Origin of the sequence: Lysobacter enzymogenes, assembly GCF_017355525.1 — a bacterium.
GTDB lineage: Bacteria > Pseudomonadota > Gammaproteobacteria > Xanthomonadales > Xanthomonadaceae > Lysobacter > Lysobacter enzymogenes_C.
Map to the genome: position 1 here is coordinate 4879238 of NZ_CP067395.1, position 17137 is coordinate 4896374.

Annotated in this window: 17 protein-coding genes; 11 read left to right on the forward strand and 6 right to left on the reverse strand. The window is 71.3% G+C overall.

From position 1 onward, the window contains the following. Window positions 1-253: 253 nt before the first annotated feature. Window positions 254-418, reverse strand: coding sequence for a hypothetical protein (locus JHW38_RS20640; RefSeq protein WP_207523179.1), 165 nt, complete (start codon window positions 416-418; stop codon window positions 254-256). Between JHW38_RS20640 and glnE the strand changes: the two genes are divergently transcribed. Both glnE and JHW38_RS20650 read left to right on the forward strand, forming a co-directional pair. Further along, window positions 417-3257 carry a bifunctional [glutamate--ammonia ligase]-adenylyl-L-tyrosine phosphorylase/[glutamate--ammonia-ligase] adenylyltransferase gene (glnE, locus tag JHW38_RS20645; protein ID WP_207523180.1) on the forward strand — a complete coding sequence of 947 codons (2841 nt, stop codon included), beginning with the start codon at window positions 417-419 and terminating at the stop codon, window positions 3255-3257. The genes JHW38_RS20640 and glnE overlap by 2 nt on opposite strands. After that, window positions 3254-3661 (forward strand): immunity 22 family protein, encoded by a 408-nt coding sequence (locus tag JHW38_RS20650; RefSeq protein ID WP_207523181.1) that lies wholly within the window; start codon window positions 3254-3256, stop codon window positions 3659-3661. The genes glnE and JHW38_RS20650 overlap by 4 nt, the downstream gene beginning before the upstream one ends. Before the next feature lie 27 nt (window positions 3662-3688). Here JHW38_RS20650 and JHW38_RS20655 read toward each other — a convergent pair whose 3' ends face one another. Next, window positions 3689-4675 (reverse strand): mitochondrial fission ELM1 family protein, encoded by a 987-nt coding sequence (locus tag JHW38_RS20655; protein WP_242691013.1) that lies wholly within the window; start codon window positions 4673-4675, stop codon window positions 3689-3691. A gap of 108 nt (window positions 4676-4783) precedes the next feature. Here JHW38_RS20655 and JHW38_RS20660 point away from each other — a divergent pair, with 108 nt between their 5' ends. The 6 genes from JHW38_RS20660 to JHW38_RS20685 all read left to right on the forward strand — a co-directional run bounded on the left by JHW38_RS20660 (window position 4784) and on the right by JHW38_RS20685 (window position 9785). Then, a complete protein-coding gene (locus JHW38_RS20660; RefSeq protein ID WP_207523182.1) occupies window positions 4784-5371 on the forward strand; it encodes a malonic semialdehyde reductase in 588 nt (195 codons plus the stop codon). Between the two features lie 163 nt (window positions 5372-5534). Further along, window positions 5535-6113 (forward strand): YceI family protein, encoded by a 579-nt coding sequence (locus JHW38_RS20665; RefSeq protein ID WP_207523183.1) that lies wholly within the window; start codon window positions 5535-5537, stop codon window positions 6111-6113. 92 nt (window positions 6114-6205) lie between these two features. Next, window positions 6206-6949 (forward strand): pirin family protein, encoded by a 744-nt coding sequence (locus JHW38_RS20670; RefSeq protein WP_207523184.1) that lies wholly within the window; start codon window positions 6206-6208, stop codon window positions 6947-6949. A gap of 146 nt (window positions 6950-7095) precedes the next feature. Further along, a complete protein-coding gene (locus JHW38_RS20675; RefSeq protein ID WP_115861450.1) occupies window positions 7096-7293 on the forward strand; it encodes a zinc-finger domain-containing protein in 198 nt (65 codons plus the stop codon). A 10-nt stretch (window positions 7294-7303) separates the two neighbouring features. Beyond that, the gene (locus JHW38_RS20680) at window positions 7304-8443 is read left to right on the forward strand and encodes a glycosyltransferase family 4 protein (RefSeq protein WP_207523185.1); all 1140 of its coding nucleotides are present in this window, start codon (window positions 7304-7306) and stop codon (window positions 8441-8443) included. Next, on the forward strand, window positions 8436-9785 hold the full coding sequence (locus JHW38_RS20685; RefSeq protein ID WP_207523186.1) for an O-antigen ligase family protein: 1350 nt from the start codon (window positions 8436-8438) through the stop codon (window positions 9783-9785). Before JHW38_RS20680 ends, JHW38_RS20685 begins: the two co-directional genes overlap by 8 nt. A gap of 104 nt (window positions 9786-9889) precedes the next feature. Here the strand turns inward: JHW38_RS20685 and lpxL are convergent, their stop codons facing one another. Further along, on the reverse strand, window positions 9890-10816 hold the full coding sequence (gene lpxL / locus JHW38_RS20690; RefSeq protein WP_207523187.1) for an LpxL/LpxP family Kdo(2)-lipid IV(A) lauroyl/palmitoleoyl acyltransferase: 927 nt from the start codon (window positions 10814-10816) through the stop codon (window positions 9890-9892). 166 nt (window positions 10817-10982) lie between these two features. On the opposite strand from lpxL, the gene waaA reads away from it, so the two are divergent. Together waaA and JHW38_RS20700 are read left to right on the forward strand one after the other, a co-directional pair. Further along, entirely contained in the window at window positions 10983-12281 is a 1299-nt protein-coding gene (waaA, locus tag JHW38_RS20695) for a lipid IV(A) 3-deoxy-D-manno-octulosonic acid transferase (RefSeq protein ID WP_207523188.1), read from the forward strand. Between the two features lie 97 nt (window positions 12282-12378). After that, a complete protein-coding gene (locus JHW38_RS20700) occupies window positions 12379-12645 on the forward strand; it encodes a DUF6959 family protein (protein ID WP_207523189.1) in 267 nt (88 codons plus the stop codon). Between the two features lie 110 nt (window positions 12646-12755). Here JHW38_RS20700 and JHW38_RS20705 read toward each other — a convergent pair whose 3' ends face one another. The 3 genes from JHW38_RS20705 to JHW38_RS20715 form a co-directional block, all read right to left on the reverse strand. Next, complete coding sequence (locus tag JHW38_RS20705) at window positions 12756-14177, reverse strand: TolC family outer membrane protein (RefSeq protein ID WP_207523190.1); 1422 nt, start codon at window positions 14175-14177, stop codon at window positions 12756-12758. Window positions 14178-14265: 88 nt separating this feature from the next. Continuing rightward, window positions 14266-14934, reverse strand: coding sequence for a protein-L-isoaspartate O-methyltransferase family protein (locus JHW38_RS20710; protein ID WP_207523191.1), 669 nt, complete (start codon window positions 14932-14934; stop codon window positions 14266-14268). A gap of 184 nt (window positions 14935-15118) precedes the next feature. After that, window positions 15119-15826, reverse strand: a complete 708-nt coding sequence (locus JHW38_RS20715; protein WP_207523192.1) for a TetR/AcrR family transcriptional regulator — start codon at window positions 15824-15826, stop codon at window positions 15119-15121. A 155-nt stretch (window positions 15827-15981) separates the two neighbouring features. On the opposite strand from JHW38_RS20715, the gene JHW38_RS20720 reads away from it, so the two are divergent. Then, complete coding sequence (locus JHW38_RS20720) at window positions 15982-17052, forward strand: efflux RND transporter periplasmic adaptor subunit (protein ID WP_242691015.1); 1071 nt, start codon at window positions 15982-15984, stop codon at window positions 17050-17052. Window positions 17053-17137: the final 85 nt, after the last annotated feature.

Sequence of the window (17137 nt, forward strand, 5' to 3'; positions counted from 1 at the left end):
AGGTTTCGCCGTCCCGAGCCGGACGACGCGCTCCGGTGTCCGCGCGGGTTCCGCTTGTCATCGGTAACAAGCCTTATGCCGCAAGGTTTTCGCGTTTGCGGGCCGATCCACGCGAGACCGTTTCAAATGTACCGATAAGTTCTGTTTTGCAGTGCAGCGTGCAAACCCAATAACGCTTCCTTCACGATCAGCACGCATCCCGACGTGGGGGAGGGAGCAAGCCCGCAACCGGTTCATCCGGAAGCGGGCTTTTTTATTGCCCGCGTTTTTTGCGGCGCAGTTTATCGCCCTGGGCGCGCGCCGCGCTGCCGCTGTCGCGCAGGCGCCGCGCGGATCCGGTCCGGCGACGACGATCGTCCGCCGCGGCGGCGATGCGCGCGCAGGCCGCCCGATATCGCCATGCGATCATTGCGCGCATGCACGCTTCTTCTTCCGCCGCCGCGCCCGCGCCCGACTTCGCCGCTCTCGCCGAGCGCGCGCTCGCGCGCCTGCGCAACGCCTCCGACGCCGCGCGCGTCGCGCTCGAAGACCCCGCCCTGGCCGCGCGCGCAGCGCGCGTGGCGCGGATCAGCGACTTCGCCATCGACACCTTGGTGCGCCAGCCGGCGCTGCTGCTGGCGCTGGCCGCCGACGACGGCGCCGCGCCGCTGCCGCCGCCGGTGCTGGACGCCGAAGCGCGCGCCGACTGGGCCACGCGCCTGCGCCGCTACCGCGCCGCCGGTTCGACCCGGCTGATCTGGCGCGACGCGCTGGGCCTGGACGAGGTCGCCGATACCTTGCGCGGCAGCACCGACCTGGCCGAAACCTGCTTGCGCCTGGCCCACGACGCGCTCGAAGACGAGTTCGAGCGGCGCTACGGCGCGCTGCGCACGCCGGCCGGCGAACGCGTGCGGCTGGTGGTGTTCGGGCTCGGCAAGCTCGGCGGCGGCGAACTCAATTTCAGCTCCGACGTCGACCTGGTCTACGCCTACGAGCACGACGGCAGCACCGAATTCGACGGCCGCGACGCGGCGCGCGCGCTCGACGCGGAAACCTACTTCGCCAAGCTCGGCCAGCAACTGGCGCGGCTGCTCGACGAACTCACCGCCGAAGGCTTCAGCCACCGCGTCGACCTGCGCCTGCGGCCGTACGGCAACGCCGGCCGGGTGGCGTGGTCGTTCGCGGCGATGGAGCAGTACTTCCAGCGCGAAGGCCGCGACTGGGAGCGCTATGCCTGGCAGAAGGCGCGGCCGGTCGCCGGCGATCTCGACGCCGGCGAGCGCTTCGTCGAGGCCTTGCGGCCGTTCGTGTACCGGCGCTACCTCGACTTCGGCGCGCTCGACGGCCTGCGCGCGATGAAGGCGGCGATCAGCGCCGAGGTCGCGCGCAAGGAACTGGCCGACGACATCAAGCGCGGGCCCGGCGGCATCCGCGAGATCGAGTTCCTGGTCCAGGCGCTGCAGCTGATCCGCGGCGGCCGCGAGGCCGAACTGCGCGGCCGCCGGCTGCTGCCGGCATTGGACGCGCTGGTCGCGCAGCGCCAGATCGGCGAAGACGCCGGCGCCGCCCTGGCCGACGATTACCGCTTCCTGCGCCGGCTGGAAAACCGCCTGCAAATGCTGCGCGACGCGCAGACGCATGCGTTGCCGGCCGGCGAGGCCGAACGCGAACGCATCGCGACCGGCCTGGATTACCCCGACTGGGATGCGCTCAGCGCCGAACTGGAACGTCGCCGCGCGCGCATCACCGCCGAATTCGACGCGCTGCTGGCGCCGCGCCGGCGCCGCGCCGCGCCCGATGCGCTGACCGCGTACTGGCGCGCGCTGCCCGAGGCCGGCGAGGCGCAGGCGCTGCTCGACGCCGGCTTCGACGCGGCCGGCGACGCCGATGCGGCGCTGCGCGACTTCGCCCGCAGCCCCGGCGTGCGCGGCCTGTCGGACGCGGCGCGCGCGCGCCTGGACCGGGTGCTGCCGGCGCTGCTGCAGGCCGCGGCCGCGTCGAGCCAACCGATGCTCGCGCTCAAGCGTTTGCTAGCGCTGCTGCACAACGTCCTGCGCCGCAGCGCGTATCTGGCCTTGCTCGACGAACAACCGGCGGCGCTGTCGCGGTTGGTCGAAGTGGTCTCGCGCAGCGCGCTGCTGGCCGAGCGGCTGGCCTCGCATCCGCTGCTGCTGGACGAATTGCTCGACGCGCGCGTCGCCGGCCCGCTGCCGGACCGCGAGGAACTGCTCGCCGCCTGCGCAGGCTTCGATGCGGGGGGCGATGTCGAAGAAGCCTTGCAGGCGATCAACGAAACCCGTCAGGCGCTGAGTTTCCGCATCGCGATGGCGCTGCGCGACGGCCGCCAGTCGGCCGAGGACAGCGCGCGCCAGTTGGCCTGGCTAGCCGATGGCGTGGTCGCGCAGGTGCTGGCGATGGCCCAGGCCGAAGTCGCCGCCGCGCACGGCCGGGTGCCCGGCGCGCGTTTCGCCGTGCTCGGCTACGGCAGCCTCGGCGGCGAGGAACTCGGTTTCGGCTCCGACCTGGATCTGGTGTTTCTGTATGAAGCGCCCGCGGTCGAGGGCGGCGCGGCCTCCGACGGCGCGCGCTCGCTCGACGCGCCGCGCTGGTTCGCGCGGCTGGCGCAGAAGATCGTCGCCCTGCTCGGCGCGGTCACCGCGGCCGGGCGTTTGTTCGATGTCGACGTGCGCTTGCGGCCCGACGGCGCCAAGGGCCTGCTGGTGTCGTCGCTGGCCAGCTTCGCCGAGTACCAGGACGAACGCGCCTGGACCTGGGAGCATCAGGCGCTGGTGCGCGCGCGCTTCGTCGCCGGCGACGCCGACCTGCACGCGCGCTTCGACGAGGTCCGCGCGCGCACCCTGACCCGCGCCCGCGACGGCGACAAGCTGCGCGGCGACGTCGCCGCGATGCGCGCGCGCATGCGCGCCGAGCTCGACCGCAGCGACGCGGCGTTCTTCGACCTCAAGCAGGGCGAAGGCGGGCTGGTCGATTTGGAATTCCTGTTGCAGTACCTGGTGCTGCGCGACAGCGCGCGCGCGCCGGCGCTGCTGGCGCCGCGCGACACGCCGGGGCTGATCGCGGCCGCGCGCGCAGCCGGCGGCTTGTCGGCCGAGCAGGCCGACGGTTTGCTGCAAGCGCATGCGGTGTTGCTCGCGGCGGGGCTGGAATGCACGCTGGACCGGCGTCCGCGGCGGGTGGCGGAAACCGACGCGATCGCGGCGGCGCGGCGCGCGATCGGCGCGGCGATGGCGGCGCACGGGCTGAGGGAAGCGCGATGATCGACCACGACGCCCGCGACATGATTTCGGTCTGGATGGGCACTACCACCCAAGTCGATGCGTTCGACCGCTACACCGAAGGCATGGAAGTACAGGGCTCGGGCTGCCCGGCGCACCGCGATTTCGGCTGCGGCTTCATCGATTCGGACTTCTTCGTCGCCTACGTCACCGCCGGCGCGCAGGTGATTCCGGTGGAGGAACTGGTGCGCGAAGTCGGCACGTACTCGCTCGAGACCAATCGCAAGATTGTCGCGCGCTGCCACGAACTCGGCATCGCCGCGGGCAACGCGCTGTACTTCTACGACCGCTGCGCCTTCATCGAGGAACAGCCGGGGCGGCTGTACAACGAATTGCGCTTCATCGGCAGCTTCGACAATTCCAGGCCGCGCCGCCGCGTGCGTTGAGGCGGGCGCGGCGACGCGGCACCGCCGTCAGTCCTGCAAGCCCAGCCGATGCCGGACCTCGCGCGCGACCCGCGCGGTCTCGCGCAGCGGCTCGACCGGAAACGGCCGCAGATGCGGATCGAACGCGTGCGCCCGGCGCAGCCCGAGCAGGCTGTCGACGAAGCGGCGCGGCCGCCCTTCGACCCGGTCGATGCCGAACACGAACAGCGGCGCGCGGGTCGCCGCGGCCTCGGACAGCATGTTGACCGAGTCGGCGGTGCAGACGATGCGGTCGGCCCAGCCGAGCAGGCCGGGGTAGGGGTTGGCGCCTTCGCCGGGTTCGTACCACGACACCTGCGGCAGCGCCGCCAGCCGTTCGCGCAGGCGCGCGCGGATCTCGGCCGGGGTGCGCCGCGAGGTGGTCGCCAGCAGGCTGCCGCCTTCGCGTTCGAGCTGGGCCTGCAGGCGCGAGGCCAGCGCGTCGAACGCGGCGCGGTCGAAGCGGGCGTGGGCGCTGGAGCCGCCGAGCAGCAGCGCGGTGCGCGGGCCGGGCAACTGGCCGAACGCGGGGAAGGTCTTGCGCGCGCCGGCCAGCCACAGGTCGTCGACCGGGTTGAGGCTGCCGAGCAGGGTGATCACGTTGGGCCCGCGCAGGCCGTCGTGCTCGGGCGCGATCACCAGGTCCCAGTGATCGGGCGGGATGCGCGGGTCGAGGATCTGCACCGCGCGGGTGCGTTCGCCGCGCATCAGCCGGGTCGCCAGCGCGGCGTGGCGGCCGCAGCCGATCACCATGTCCGGGCGTGGACCCAGCAGGGCCTGGGCGAAGTCCTCACCGAAGGCCCGTTCTGCCCCCGGCAGGCGCCGCGGCGACAGCCAGCGCCAAGGCGCGCGCGGCTGCAGCACCCAATGCCGGGCCGCGCGCCCCAGGGCCAGGGCCAGCGCCGAGGCCTGGCGCTGGTTGCCGGCCAGCCCGTCGGTCAATAACCAGGTTGCAGTGGTGGCGTCATTCTTCGCCGAAATGCTGTTTCGTTGCACAGATGCGGGTAATCCGTTCCGGGAGTGTCGATTTAGCGGCCGGGTCGAGACTCTACACTTCCGTCTCCCGATCACTTGCCCCAGCTTGGCAGCCCCATGGAGAAGAAGATGTCCAAGGTCCTCAGCGACGACGCCCTCGATCAGCTGTTCCGCAGCGCCCGCACCCACAACGTGCTCGGCGGCGAGATCAGCGAGGAGACCTTGCGCCAGCTCTACGACCTGACCAAGTGGGGGCCGACCAGCGCCAACGGTTCCCCGGCGCGGTTCGTGTTCGTGAAGTCGCCCGAGGCCAAGCAGAAGCTGCGCCCGGCGCTGTCGGAAGGCAACCTGGCCAAGACGATGGCCGCGCCGGTCACCGTGATCGTCGCCCACGACCTGGAGTTCTACGAAAAGCTGCCGTACCTGTTCCCGCACGACGACGCCCGCAGCTGGTTCGCCGGCAACGACGCGGCGATCAAGACCACCGCCTTCCGCAACGGCAGCCTGCAGGGCGCCTACCTGATCCTGGCCGCGCGTTCGCTGGGCCTGGACACCGGCGCGATGTCGGGCTTCGACAACGCCAAGGTCGACGAGGCGTTTTTCGCCGGCACCCGGATCAAGTCCAACTTCCTCATCAACCTCGGCCACGGCGACCACGACAAGCTGTTCCCGCGCTCGCCGCGGCTGCCGTTCGACGAGGCCGCGCGCATCGAATGATGCGTGCGCGCCGGCACGGTTCCGCGCTCGCGCCGCTTCGGCGCCGCGCGCGCCGGGCCATAGTGGTTCGAGCGACATGGCCGTACCCGCAACGCGTTACCCCGGATCCATCAACGAGCTCCACCACCAGCGTCCACCCGACGACATTTCGAGGAGATTTCCCATGAAGCGCATCCTGCTCGCCGCCGCCCTGGGCCTGGCGTTCGCCGGCGCCGCCAGCGCCGCCCCGGTCACCTACAAGATCGATCCGAACCACACCGACGTGATCGCCAGCTGGAGCCACTTCGGCTTCTCCAACCCGATCGCGCACTTCGGCAAGGTCGACGGCTCGATCACCTACGATCAGGCCAAGCCCTCGGCTTCGTCGGTGCAGGTGACCATCCCGCTCGACGGGCTGGATACGCACGTCGGCGATTTCGACGAGCACCTCAAGAGCGCCGACTTCTTCGACGCCGCCAAGTACCCGACCATCACCTTCAAGAGCACCAAGGTCGAAGCGGCCGGCGCCAACAAGCTGAAGGTCACCGGCGATCTGACCGTGCACGGCGTGACCAAGCCGGCGGTGCTCGACGTGAACGTCAACAAGGTCGGCGAGCAGCCGCTGGCCAAGCGCGCGGCGGCCGGCTTCGACGCCACCACCACGCTCAAGCGCAGCGAGTTCGGCATCGCCAAGTACGTGCCGAACGTCAGCGACGAGATCAAGATCCGCATCACCACCGAAGCGATCGTGCCGAAGAAGTAAGCGGCCTCGCGTGCCGGACGGCGTCGCCCGCGGGCGGCGCCGTTCGCGTTTTTGCGGGCATGAGCCGCCGCGTTGCGCGCTAAAATGGCGCGATGATCATTCAACGTTTTTCCCATGAGCGCGGGCGCGTCGGCGCCGACGGCACCGACAGCCTGCACGCGTTTTCCTCGGGCGCTTACTACGATCCGGCGTGGATGGGTTTCGGCGCGCTGCGCGTGTTGCGCGAAGTGCGGGCCGAGCCCGGCGCGGGATTGGCCGTGCACCGCTACGCGAATATGGACGTCTTCAGCTATGTGCTCGAAGGCGAGATGGGTTTCGAAGGCGCGGCGGGCTCGGAGTTCGGCGAGGCGGCCGAGAGCGGCGAGGTTGCGACCGGCATCGTGCGCGCCGGCGAGCTGCAATGGCTCGGCGCCGGCCACGGCATGCGCCATCGCGCGTTCAATCCGGCGGGCGACGCGCCGCTGCGTTTCCTGCAGATCTGGATCCAGCCCGACCGGCTCAACGCCCGCCCGGCGTATGCGCTGTCGCCGGTGCCCGCGGACGCGGACGGCTTCGTCCTGCGCGCCTCGCGCGACGCGGCCGAAGGCGGCCTGCCGGTGCGCCAGGACCTGCGCCTGTACTCGGCCGCGCTGGCGCCGCACGCCGACGCGCGGCGCGCGCTCGACGGCGGGCGCTGCTACTGGCTGCAACTCGTCGCCGGCAGCGCGCGGGCCAACGGCCGCGACCTGGCCGCGGGCGATGCGCTGGGGTTCGTCGCCGAAACCGGCGAACTGGCGCTGAGCGCGGGCGCGCAGGGCGCGCAGCTGCTGTGGCTGGAGCTGCCGCCACCGGCGTGAGCCCCGGAGCGCGGGTTTGGGCCCCGATCCGGCCGTTTCCGCCGCCCGAACCCGCGGATTTGCGCCGAACCGCCCGCCGGCGTCCACGCGCCGCCGCGCCGGCGCTGTTAAAATGCCCGCCCGCGTCGCCACTCGTCGTCCCGATCATGACCGCAGCCAACGCCCATCCCACCCAGGCCAACGCCGAACAGCGCTACACCGTCACCCGCGCGGACCTGCCGCTGAGCTGCCCGCTGCCGTCGATGGCGCTGTGGAACTCGCATCCGCGCGTGTACCTGCCGATCGAAGCCGAGCGCGAGTGCCAGTGCCCGTACTGCGGCGCGCACTACACCCTGGTCGACTGACCGCGCCGCCATGACTTCGCCGCAGCCGACCTCCACGCGCCGGCTGACGGCGATGCAGTTGCTGCCGGCGCTGGAGTCCGGCGGCGTCGAGCGTTCCACCCTGGAGATCGCCGACGCGCTGGTGCGCGCCGGCCATCGCGCGATCGTGGTCTCCGCCGGCGGCCGGCTGGTGCCGCGGCTGCTGCAACTCGGCGCCGAGCACATCGAGCTGCCGATCGGGCGCAAGTCGCCCTCGACCCTGCTGCACGCGTTCAAGCTGCGCCGCTGGATGACCGAACTCGGCGTCGACGTGCTGCACTTGCGGTCGCGCCTGCCGGCCTGGGTCGGCCTGCTGGCCTGGCGCGGCCTGCCCGAGCACGCGCGGCCGGCGTTGGTCAGCACCGTGCACGGGCTCAACTCGCCTTCGCGCTACAGCCAGGTGATGACCCGCGGCGAGCGGGTCATCTGCGTGTCCGACACCGTGCGCGACTACGTGCTGCAACATTATCCCGACACCGATCCGGCCAAGCTGCGGGTGGTGCCGCGCGGCATCGACCCGGCCGCGTTCCCGCATGCGCCGTGGCCCGACCGCGAAGCGCGCGCCTGGGCCGCCGCCGAGCATCCGCAACTGCGCGGCGACGGCCCGCTGCTGTTGCTGCCCGGCCGCGGCACGCGCCTGAAAGGCCATGCCGACGGCCTGCAACTGTTGGCCGACCTGCGCGCCGACGGCCGCGACGCGCGGCTGTGGCTGCCGGGCGCGCGCGAGCCAGGGCGCGAGGACTACATCGAGGAGATGCACGGCCTCGCGCAGCAGCTCGGCATCGCCGACGCGGTCGCGTTCACTGCGCCGACTGACGCGATCGCGCGCGCCTACGCCGCCAGCGACCTGGTGCTGCAACTCTCGCGCAAGCCCGAAGCCTTCGGCCGCACCGTGGTCGAGGCGCTGTCGTGCGGCCGCCCGGTGCTGGGCTGGAACCACGGCGGCGTCGGCGAATTGCTGACGCGGCTGCAAGCGCGCGGCGCGGTCGCGCCGTTCGACCCGCAGGCGCTGCGCGAGCGCGCTTGCGAATTGCTAACGCACGCGCCCGCGCCAGTGGATACGATGGCGTTTTCCTTGCGGGCGATGCAGGAGGCCACGCTTGCCGTCTATGCCGAACTCGTCGATGCCTGAGCCGGCCGCTTCGGTCGCGACGCAAACGCCGCCGAGCGGCGCCGCTCCGCCGCAGGAGATCGCCGGCTGGCGCTGGGCGCCGGTCTGGGTGTTGGCCTACGTCGCGCTGCTGTTCGCGCCGGGCTTCGCCGAGACGGTGCTGAGCCTGGGCGCGCTGACCATGCTGGTGAAGCTGGCGCTGGGGCGCATGCGCACCGGCCCGCGTTTGCTCAGCGACGCGGCCTGGGCGCTGACCAGCGCCTTGTTCGCCGCGTACTGGCTGCCGGAACTGGTCTCCGCGATCGACGCGGTCGACCCCGCGCGCGCGTTGCGCGAAGCCGCGGTCGACCTGCGCTATCTGCCGTTCCTGTGGCTGGTCGCCGCGGCGGTGGCCTCGGCGCGCGGACGCCGCATCACCTTCGGCGGGCTGGCGCTGATCCTCGCGGTCTGGACCGTCGACGCCTTGCTGCAGGCGCTGCTTGGCGGCCTCGAAAGTCCCTTGTTCCAGGCCATCGACGCGGCCAAGCATGCGATCAGCGGCCACGGCATGTGCACCGCGGCCGAACTGGCGCTGGTCGACCGGCTCGGCGGCGTGCTCGGCCCGTGCAATCTCAAGCTCGGCCAGGTCATCGCCAGCTTCTCGCCGTTCCTGCTCTACGCCGCCGGCCGCCGTTTCGGCGTGGCCGGCTGGCTGGTGGCGACCGCGCTGACCGGCGTGGTGGTGGTGCTGGCCGGTTCGCGCGCCTCGTGGATCACTTTCGCCCTGGTGCTGCTGCTCAGCGGCTGGCGCCTGCTCGGCTGGCAGAAGCTGCTGGCCTTGTTCGCCTGCGGCCTGATCGCGCTGGTGGTGCTCGACCGCGCCTCGCCGCAGGTGCACGAGCGGCTGGTGCGCACCGCGCACATCGTCAGCGGCGATGGCTCCGGCGTCGACGACGCGCTGTCGGGGCGCGCGCGGATCTGGCGCGCGGCCGGCTGCATGATCGCCGAGCACCCGCTCAACGGCGTCGGCGCGCGCGGCTTCCGCGAAGCCTTCCCGGCCTGCGATCCGACGCCGGGCGTCAACACGTCCTGGGGTTACGGCCCGGCCCTGCACGCGCACCAGTTGGTGCTGGAAGTGTTGAGCGAAACCGGCGCGTTCGGCCTGCTGTTGTGGCTGGCCGGCATGGCCCTGGCCTGGCGCGCGTGGGCGGTCGCCGATGCGCAGGCGCGCGAACGCGCGCGTCCGGCGATGGTCGCGCTGGCGGTCACGGTGTTCCCGCTGAACACCCATCTGGCGTTCTATTCGACGTTCTGGGGCGGGCTGACGTTGTTGCTGGCGGCGTTGTACGCGGGCAGTTTGCTGGCCCAGCCACGTAGCGAGTAGCCCCCTGCAGGAGCGGCGCGAGCCGCGACCGCGAAACCTCGCTTGCGTCGTATGCGCGATGTCGCGGTCGCGGCTCGCGCCGCTCCTACAAGGGGCTGCGGCGGTTATCGCGGCTGCTTGTAGGGCGAGACCATGCCTTCCGGCCGGCGCTTGAAGCGCCGGTGGATCCACAGGTACTGCGTCGGCGCCTGCCGCACCATCGCTTCGATCTGGGCGTTGACCCGCGCGCTGTCGGCGGTGGCGTCGCTGGAAGGGAAGTCCGGCAGCGGCGCGCCGACGCGCAGCACGTAGTCGGCGCCTTCGCGGCGATGGAAGAACGGCACCACCGCGCAGCCGGCCACGCGCGCGAACTGGTGGGTCGCGGTGATGGTCGCCGCCGGCACGCCGAAGAACGGCGCGAACACGGTTTCCTTGCCGCGCATGTCCTGGTCCGGCGCGTACCACAGGAAACCGCCCTGCTTGAGGTGGCGCATCGCCGGGCGGATTTCCTCGTTGGTGAACATGGCCGCGGCGTAGCGCAGGCGGCCGCGCTTGACCGCCCATTCCATGACCGGGTTGCGGTGCTTGCGGTACATGCCGGCCAGCGGCAGCCGGTCGCACATCAGCCGGCCGCACATTTCCAGGGTCATGAAGTGGCCCGACACCATCAGCACGCCGCGGCCGGCGGCGCGGACTTCGTCGAGCAGCTCGACGCCCTCGATCCGCACCGTGCGCCGCATCGGTTCGACCCCGCCCCACCACGCGCGGGCGAATTCGAAGAAGCCGATGCCGAGGTCGCGGAAGCTCTCGCGCAGCAGCGCTTCGCGCTCGGCTTCGCTTTTTTCGGGGAAGCACAGGGCCAGATTGATCCGCGCCGCGCGCCGGCGGGTGCCGGCGACGCGCAGCGCGAACGCGCCGATCAGCGCGCCGAGCGCGCGTTGCAGGCCCCACGGCAGGCGCGCGCCGGCGCACATGACGGCCAGCGCCAGCCACATCGGCCACAGCCGCGGCGACAGCAGGGAAGGACGGGGGGGCAGGGCGGGTTCGGCCATGCCGGTAGTTTATTCGCTGCGGACATGAATGCCCGTGCATGCGAGCGCCAGCGACGGCGATGGGCGCTGAAGATCGCGACGCGCGCCCTGCGCAAACCGTACCCATGCCCGCCCGTTCGCGCCGCCTGCACCCCGAACCGGCGCCGCAGCCTTTATCCTTGGCGGCATGCGGAAGGATTTGATCGAGCGCCTGTTGCGCGGCCTGTATTCGGTCGCCCTGTACCTGTTGGCTCCGGTCACGGTCTATCACCTGATCTGGCGCGGCTTCCGCCAGCCCGCGTATTTCCAGCGCTGGCTCGAGCGCTACGCGATCTACCGCGGCCCGGCGCAGACCCGTACGCTGTGGCTGCACGCGGTCTCGGTCGGCGAGGTCAATGCCGCGATTCCGCTGGTGAACGCGCTGCGCCGCGGCCGCCCGGACCTGCGCCTGCTGGTGACCACGATCACCCCGACCGGCTCGGACCGCGCGCGCGCGGCCTGGGGCGATTCGGTCGAGCACGTGTACCTGCCGTACGACCTGCCCGGTGCGGTCGGCCGCTTCCTCAAGCATCACCAGCCCTGCGCCGCGCTGATCATGGAAACCGAGCTGTGGCCGAACCTGCTGTTCGGCTGCCGCGACCGCGGCATTCCCGCCTACATCCTCAACGCGCGCCTGTCGGAACGCTCGCTGCGCGGTTACCGGGTGCTGGCGCCGCTGGTGAGCCGCGCGCTGCGCACGGTGCGCGCGGTGGCCGCGCAGTCGCGCGCCGACGGCGAGCGCTTCGTCGAGCTCGGCGCCGATCCGCAGCAAGTGGTGGAGACCGGCAACCTCAAGTTCGACGTCAGCGTGCCCGATTCGCTGGAAGCCTTCGCCCAGGAATGCCACCGCCATACCGGCGAGCGCCCGGTGTGGATCGCCGCGAGCACCCACGAAGACGAGGAAGCGGTGACCGTGGCCATGCACCGGCGCCTGCGCGAGCGCTTCCCGGGCCTGCTGCTGCTGTGGGCGCCGCGCCATCCCGAGCGCTTCCGCATCGTCGCCGAGAACGCGCGCAGCGCCGGCTGGCAGGTATCGACGCGTTCGCGCGCGCGCTGGCCGCAGCCGGGCGACGACGTGTTCGTGATCGACACCCTCGGCGAGCTGATGAGCTTCTACGCCTGCGCCGACGTCGCCTTCGTCGGCGGCAGCCTGCAGGCGATCGGCGGGCACAACCTGCTCGAACCGGCTGCGACCGGCACCGCCATCGTCACCGGCCCGCACCTGCACAACTTCGTCGAGATCGCCCAGCGCCTGGACGACGCCGGCGCGCTGCGCATCGGCCAGGACGCCGAGCAGGTCGAAGCGGCGGTGGAGCGCTTGCTGGCCGATCCGGACGAGCGCGCGCAGATGGTCGCCGCCGGCCGCGCGCTGGTGGAAACCGGACGCGGCGCGCTGGTGCGGACGATGGCGTTGTTGCAGCCGGCGTTGCCGCCGGTGGCGCGATAGGCGCCGCGCAGGACGCGGTCGGCAGCGCCGATCCTGCGGACCTGGCCGGCAAGCGCCGATCCTTGTTCAACCGATCGCGGCTACAGGAAGCAAGCGCATGGACATGCAAGCCGAGCTGTTGAGTCCTCCGAGCAACTACGCCGTCGTGCAGTTGCCGCACAGGAACTACCCTGGCGTCGTCGTGCAGGGAGATTCGCTGAACACGCTATGCCGGGACGTGGCGGATTTGAAGCGGCTGCTTGAGGCGAAGGATCTGGAGGCGTTGGCCGACGAAATCGAATACCTGTACGAACGATTGTCCGAGGTGCGGGCCCACTACGAGCGGGTTTGCGCGGAGCGCGGCATCGGCTTGCCGTACTCTTAGCGGCGCGTCGATCCCGTCGTTCGCGCTGCCGGTGAAAGCAGCGCCGCGTGCAAAGAAAAACCGCCGGACATGCCGGCGGTTTTTCGTTTGCGGCGCGATGCGATCGCGCCTCAGCGCATCGTCGGCGGCGGCGCCAGACTGGTCGCGGCGTCGGCCGACAACAGACGGTTCACGTCCTGCACGTCGCTGATGTCGAGCGAACCGGCCGACTGCTCCAGCAGCAGACGGTTGAGCAGGAAGTTGTACTTGGACTGGGCGTAGGCCTGCTGCGCCTGCAGCAGGGTGCGCTGGTTGTTCAACACGTCCAGCACGGTGCGGGTGCCGACTTCCAGGCCGACCTGCGAGGCGTCGTACGCGGCCTGCGCGGAGACCACCGCGAGGCGGCGCGCTTCGACTTCGCTGATGCCGGCGACGAGGTTCTGGTAGGCGCTGCGGGTGCTGCGCACCAGCTGGCGGCGCTGCTGTTCGTACACGTCCTGGGCGGCGTCGCGGCGGGCCAGGGCCTGGCGCACGCCGGACTGGATCGAGCCGCCGGCGTACAGCGGGATCGACAGGACCACGCCGATGCTCGGGCCGTGGCTGGAGCTGCCCGGCAAGCCGAAGGTGTTGCCCATGACCGAGCGCTCGCTCCAGGTCGCGGTGTCGCCGTAGCTGCCGTTCAACGACAGCGTCGGCCAGTGCCCGGCGCGCGCGGTCGCCACGTCGATGTCGGCCGATTCCACCGCCAGCTTCTGCGCGTGCAGCGCCGGATTGGTGGCGATCGCGTTGTCGACCCAGGCGTCGACCTGCTGGCTTTCCGGCAGGCTCGGCTTGAAGTCGGCCGGCAAGGCCTTGAGCGTGGTCACCGGCTGGCCGGTGATCTGGCTCAGCGCCTGGTAGTTATCTTCGACCGTGTTGCGCGCGATGATCGTCTGCGCGCGCGCGTTGTCGTACTGGGCGCGCGCTTCGTGCACGTCGGTGATCGGCGCCAGGCCGACTTCCAGGCGCTTGGTGGTGTAGTCGAACTGCTTCTGCAGCGCGGTTTCCGACGCCACCGTCGCGGCCAGGTTCTCCAGCGCGACCAGCACGTTGAAGTAGGCCTGCGAGGTGCGCACGATCAGGTCCTGGCCGGCCGACTCGAAGGTGTAGTCGGAGGCTTCGCTGAGCTTGTTCTGGCTCTGCAGGCCCTTGATGTAGGAGCGGTTGTACAGCACCTGGCTGGCGCTGAGGCCGTAATTGCGCGTGGTGCTGTCGCTGGTGATGCCGGTGCCGCGCGGAACCACCGGGGCGGTCGGGTCGCTCGGATCGCGGGCGCCGCTGGCTTCGCTCTCGTTGCGGCTGCGGGTCAGCCGGGCTTCGCCGGACAGCGACGGCAGCAGGCGCGCGCGCGCCTGGACGCGGTTTTCCTTGGTCGCCAGCCGGTTCGACTCGGCCTGGGCCAGCGTCGGGTCGCTCTGCCGCGCCTGTTCGTAGGTCTGCAACAGGTCTTCGGCGGACGCGGCGGCCGGCAGCAGGCCGAGAACGAGGGCAAGAACGAGCGGACGGCGGATCATGCGGCTTCCTTGGACTTGCATGTTTTGATGGGTCCGCATGCTGGCACGCGGGCTCTTACGGTGGGCTGACGCGCAACTGACAGGGCGGTCAGAACTCGAAGGCGGGCGCGGGCGCGGCGCCTTGCAAGTAACTTAGATCGGTTTCGAACAACGATTGGATGCGCGCGGCGTTGACTTCGTTGCGCTCGCCGCCGCCGACCAGGACCGCTTCCATCGCCGGCGAGCGGCCGCGGACCACGAACAGGCGCCCGCCCGGTTGCAGCCACTGCAGCCACTGCGGCGGAATCTGCGCGACCGCGCCGGTGACGCAGATCGCGTTGAAACGGCGGTCGGTGCTGTAGTTCAGCGCGTCGGCGTCGATGACCTGGGCGTTGAGCACGGTCTGCGCCGACAGGCGCTCGCGCGCGGCGGCGGCCAGGTCCGGGTGGATCTCCAGGCTGACCACTTCGCGCGCCAGCCGGCCCAGGCAGGCGGTCAGGTAGCCGCTGCCGGTGCCGATTTCCAGCACGTCGTCGGTGGGGTTCACGCCCAGCGACTGCAGGGTGCGGCCTTCCATGACCGGCTTCATCATGAATTCGCCGTGGCCCAGCGGCAGGGCCAGGTCGGTGTAGGCGAGGTTCTTGTGCGCGTCGGCGACGAAGGCTTCGCGCGGCAGCTCCGCCAGCACATCGAGCACGCGCGGGTCGAGCACGTCCCAGGGCCGAACCTGTTGTTCGACCATCGTTTCTCGGGCCTTGGCGTAATCGATCGTAGTCATGTCGTATCTGCGGAATTCGTGCGCGGGGAACCGCCAATTCTACCGGGACCGCGCGCCCCGGCGGGGAAAAAGAATTAACCAGCGCGGTCGGTGGGCTTAGTGCCGAAAGTCATCAGAACTCCTGGCAGGGCGCGCACTTACGTTCGCGGCGGGGGCGTCGGTGCGGGCGCCAGACCCGGCACAGTCAGCGCTCGCGCCGGGCATAAGCGCGCAGGAACATGTCCACCGACGCCTCCAGGTGGGCGCGGGTTTCGGCCGCGCCGGGCAGCGGATAGCCCAGCATCAGCAGGGCGTACGGCTCGCCCTTGAGCACGGCGAAGAACTGGCGCGAGGCGGTGTCGGCGTCGGCCAGCTCGAGCTCGCCGGTCTCGGCCCGGCGCCGCAGCAGGCCGGCGAATTCGTCGTGCAAACGTTGCGGACCGACGTCCCAGAACAGCTGCGCCAGCGGCGACTGGTCGAGCTGCGGCGTGCACAGCAGGCGGTGGATGCGGATCGCTTCGGGCGCGGCGGCCATCTCGAAGAAGGCCCGGGCGATCGCCAGCAGGCGCTCGCGCAGCGGCGTGCCGGGCTCGGGCGCGAACAGCTGCGGCGGCAGGTGCTGCTCGCAATGGGCGCGCACGGCGGCCGCGAACAGCGTCTCTTTGTCGCCGAAATGGCTGTAGACGGTGAGCTTCGAGACGCCGGCCTCGGCCGCGATCTGATCCATGCTGACGCCGTCGTAGCCGTCGATCAGGAACAGCCGCTTGGCGGCTTCGAGGATGGCGTTGCGCTTGCTGAGGTCCTTGGGCCGGCCGGGGCCGGCCGGCTTCTGCGCGGCCGACGAAGCCGCGGTCGCGTCGGCCGGCTTCTGACCGGCGGCGTCGGAGGGACTGGAGGGGCGGGGGGAGACCATGCTTGAATACTGGACTATCGGGTTTGATATTTATACAGTACTGACGAGTACATTAATTCTCTTAGAGGCCGTCCGCAATGCGCAGCCGGATTTTTTCCGCCTCCACCCCTATCTTGCCGGCTTTCTTCTCGCCTGCCGCGACGGGCGCCCGCCCATTGTGGCTGGCCGCGGCCCTGGGCCTGGCGCTCAGCGCCTGCGGCGGCGCCAAGCCGGCGGCCGAAAGCGCCCGCCCGGTGCTGGTGGCCAAGCCCAGCGGCGCGGTGACCGCCGTGTCGGCCTACGCCGGCGAGGTCCGCGCCCGCGAGGAGAGCCCGTTGTCGTTCCGGGTCGCCGGCAAGCTGGTCGAACGCAAGGTCGACGTCGGCGCCCATGTGACCGCCGGGCAGGTGCTGGCGGTGCTCGACCCGGGCGACCTCGACGCCCAGACCCGCGCCGCCCAGGCGCAACTGGCCGCGGCCGAAGCCGAGTATGCCCGCGCCCGCGCCGATCAGGTCCGCTACGACCAGTTGGCCAAGGACCAGTTGGTCAGCCGCTCGACCCGCGACGCCCAGGACGCCCAGGCCAAGGCCGCGCAGGGCCAGCTCAATTCGGCCCGGGCCAATTGGGAAGTCGCGCGCAACCAGTCGGCGTATTCGCAACTGCGCGCGCCGGCCAACGGGGTCATCGCCAGCCGCAGCGCCGAGGCCGGGCAGGTCGTCGCCGCCGGCCAGCAGGTGTTCGCGCTGGCCGCCGACGGCACCCGCGAGATCGCCTTCGCCGTGCCCGAGGGCGCGATCGCCGCGTTCAAGCCGGGCCAGCAGGTGCAGGTGGAACTGTGGTCGCAGCCGGGCCAGCGTTGGCCGGGGCGGGTGCGCGAAGTCGCGCCGGCGGCCGATCCGGCCTCGCGCACGTACGCGGCGCGGGTCACCGTCGACGCGCCGGCCGGCAGCCTCGAACTGGGCCAGAGCGCGCGCATCTACCAGGCCGATCCGGCCGCCTCGGGCCTCAGCGTGCCGCTGGCCGCGGTGCAGAAGACGCCGCAGGGCACCGCCGTGTTCGTCGCCGATCCGCGCGCCGGCACGGTCAAGCTCAAGCCCATCGCGACCGGTCCGTACGGGCCCGAGCGGGTGCCGGTGCGTTCGGGCCTGAGCGCGAACGAATGGGTCGTGGTCGCCGGCGGGCATCTGCTGCGCGACGGCCAGAAGGTGCAGCCGGTGGATCGCGAGAACCATCCGGTGGAGCGGTGAACGCCGCCGCGCCTGCGCTTCGCGTGCGGCCGCATCGCTGCGCCGCTTCCGTGTCCGGCCCGGTCGCCCCCGCGCGACCGCGCGC

What these genes read in the sequence shown, in the direction of transcription:
- glnE (WP_207523180.1), top strand. Translation starts at nt 417, where the DNA reads ATGCACGCTTCTTCTTCCGCCGCCGCGCCCGCGCCCGACTTCGCCGCT.
- JHW38_RS20640 (WP_207523179.1), bottom strand. Translation starts at nt 418, where the DNA reads ATGCGCGCAATGATCGCATGGCGATATCGGGCGGCCTGCGCGCGCATC.
- JHW38_RS20650 (WP_207523181.1), top strand. Translation starts at nt 3,254, where the DNA reads ATGATCGACCACGACGCCCGCGACATGATTTCGGTCTGGATGGGCACT.
- JHW38_RS20660 (WP_207523182.1), top strand. Translation starts at nt 4,784, where the DNA reads ATGTCCAAGGTCCTCAGCGACGACGCCCTCGATCAGCTGTTCCGCAGC.
- JHW38_RS20665 (WP_207523183.1), top strand. Translation starts at nt 5,535, where the DNA reads ATGAAGCGCATCCTGCTCGCCGCCGCCCTGGGCCTGGCGTTCGCCGGC.
- JHW38_RS20670 (WP_207523184.1), top strand. Translation starts at nt 6,206, where the DNA reads ATGATCATTCAACGTTTTTCCCATGAGCGCGGGCGCGTCGGCGCCGAC.
- JHW38_RS20675 (WP_115861450.1), top strand. Translation starts at nt 7,096, where the DNA reads ATGACCGCAGCCAACGCCCATCCCACCCAGGCCAACGCCGAACAGCGC.
- JHW38_RS20680 (WP_207523185.1), top strand. Translation starts at nt 7,304, where the DNA reads ATGACTTCGCCGCAGCCGACCTCCACGCGCCGGCTGACGGCGATGCAG.
- JHW38_RS20685 (WP_207523186.1), top strand. Translation starts at nt 8,436, where the DNA reads ATGCCTGAGCCGGCCGCTTCGGTCGCGACGCAAACGCCGCCGAGCGGC.
- lpxL (WP_207523187.1), bottom strand. Translation starts at nt 10,816, where the DNA reads ATGGCCGAACCCGCCCTGCCCCCCCGTCCTTCCCTGCTGTCGCCGCGG.
- waaA (WP_207523188.1), top strand. Translation starts at nt 10,983, where the DNA reads ATGCGGAAGGATTTGATCGAGCGCCTGTTGCGCGGCCTGTATTCGGTC.
- JHW38_RS20700 (WP_207523189.1), top strand. Translation starts at nt 12,379, where the DNA reads ATGGACATGCAAGCCGAGCTGTTGAGTCCTCCGAGCAACTACGCCGTC.
- JHW38_RS20705 (WP_207523190.1), bottom strand. Translation starts at nt 14,177, where the DNA reads ATGATCCGCCGTCCGCTCGTTCTTGCCCTCGTTCTCGGCCTGCTGCCG.
- JHW38_RS20710 (WP_207523191.1), bottom strand. Translation starts at nt 14,934, where the DNA reads ATGACTACGATCGATTACGCCAAGGCCCGAGAAACGATGGTCGAACAA.
- JHW38_RS20715 (WP_207523192.1), bottom strand. Translation starts at nt 15,826, where the DNA reads ATGGTCTCCCCCCGCCCCTCCAGTCCCTCCGACGCCGCCGGTCAGAAG.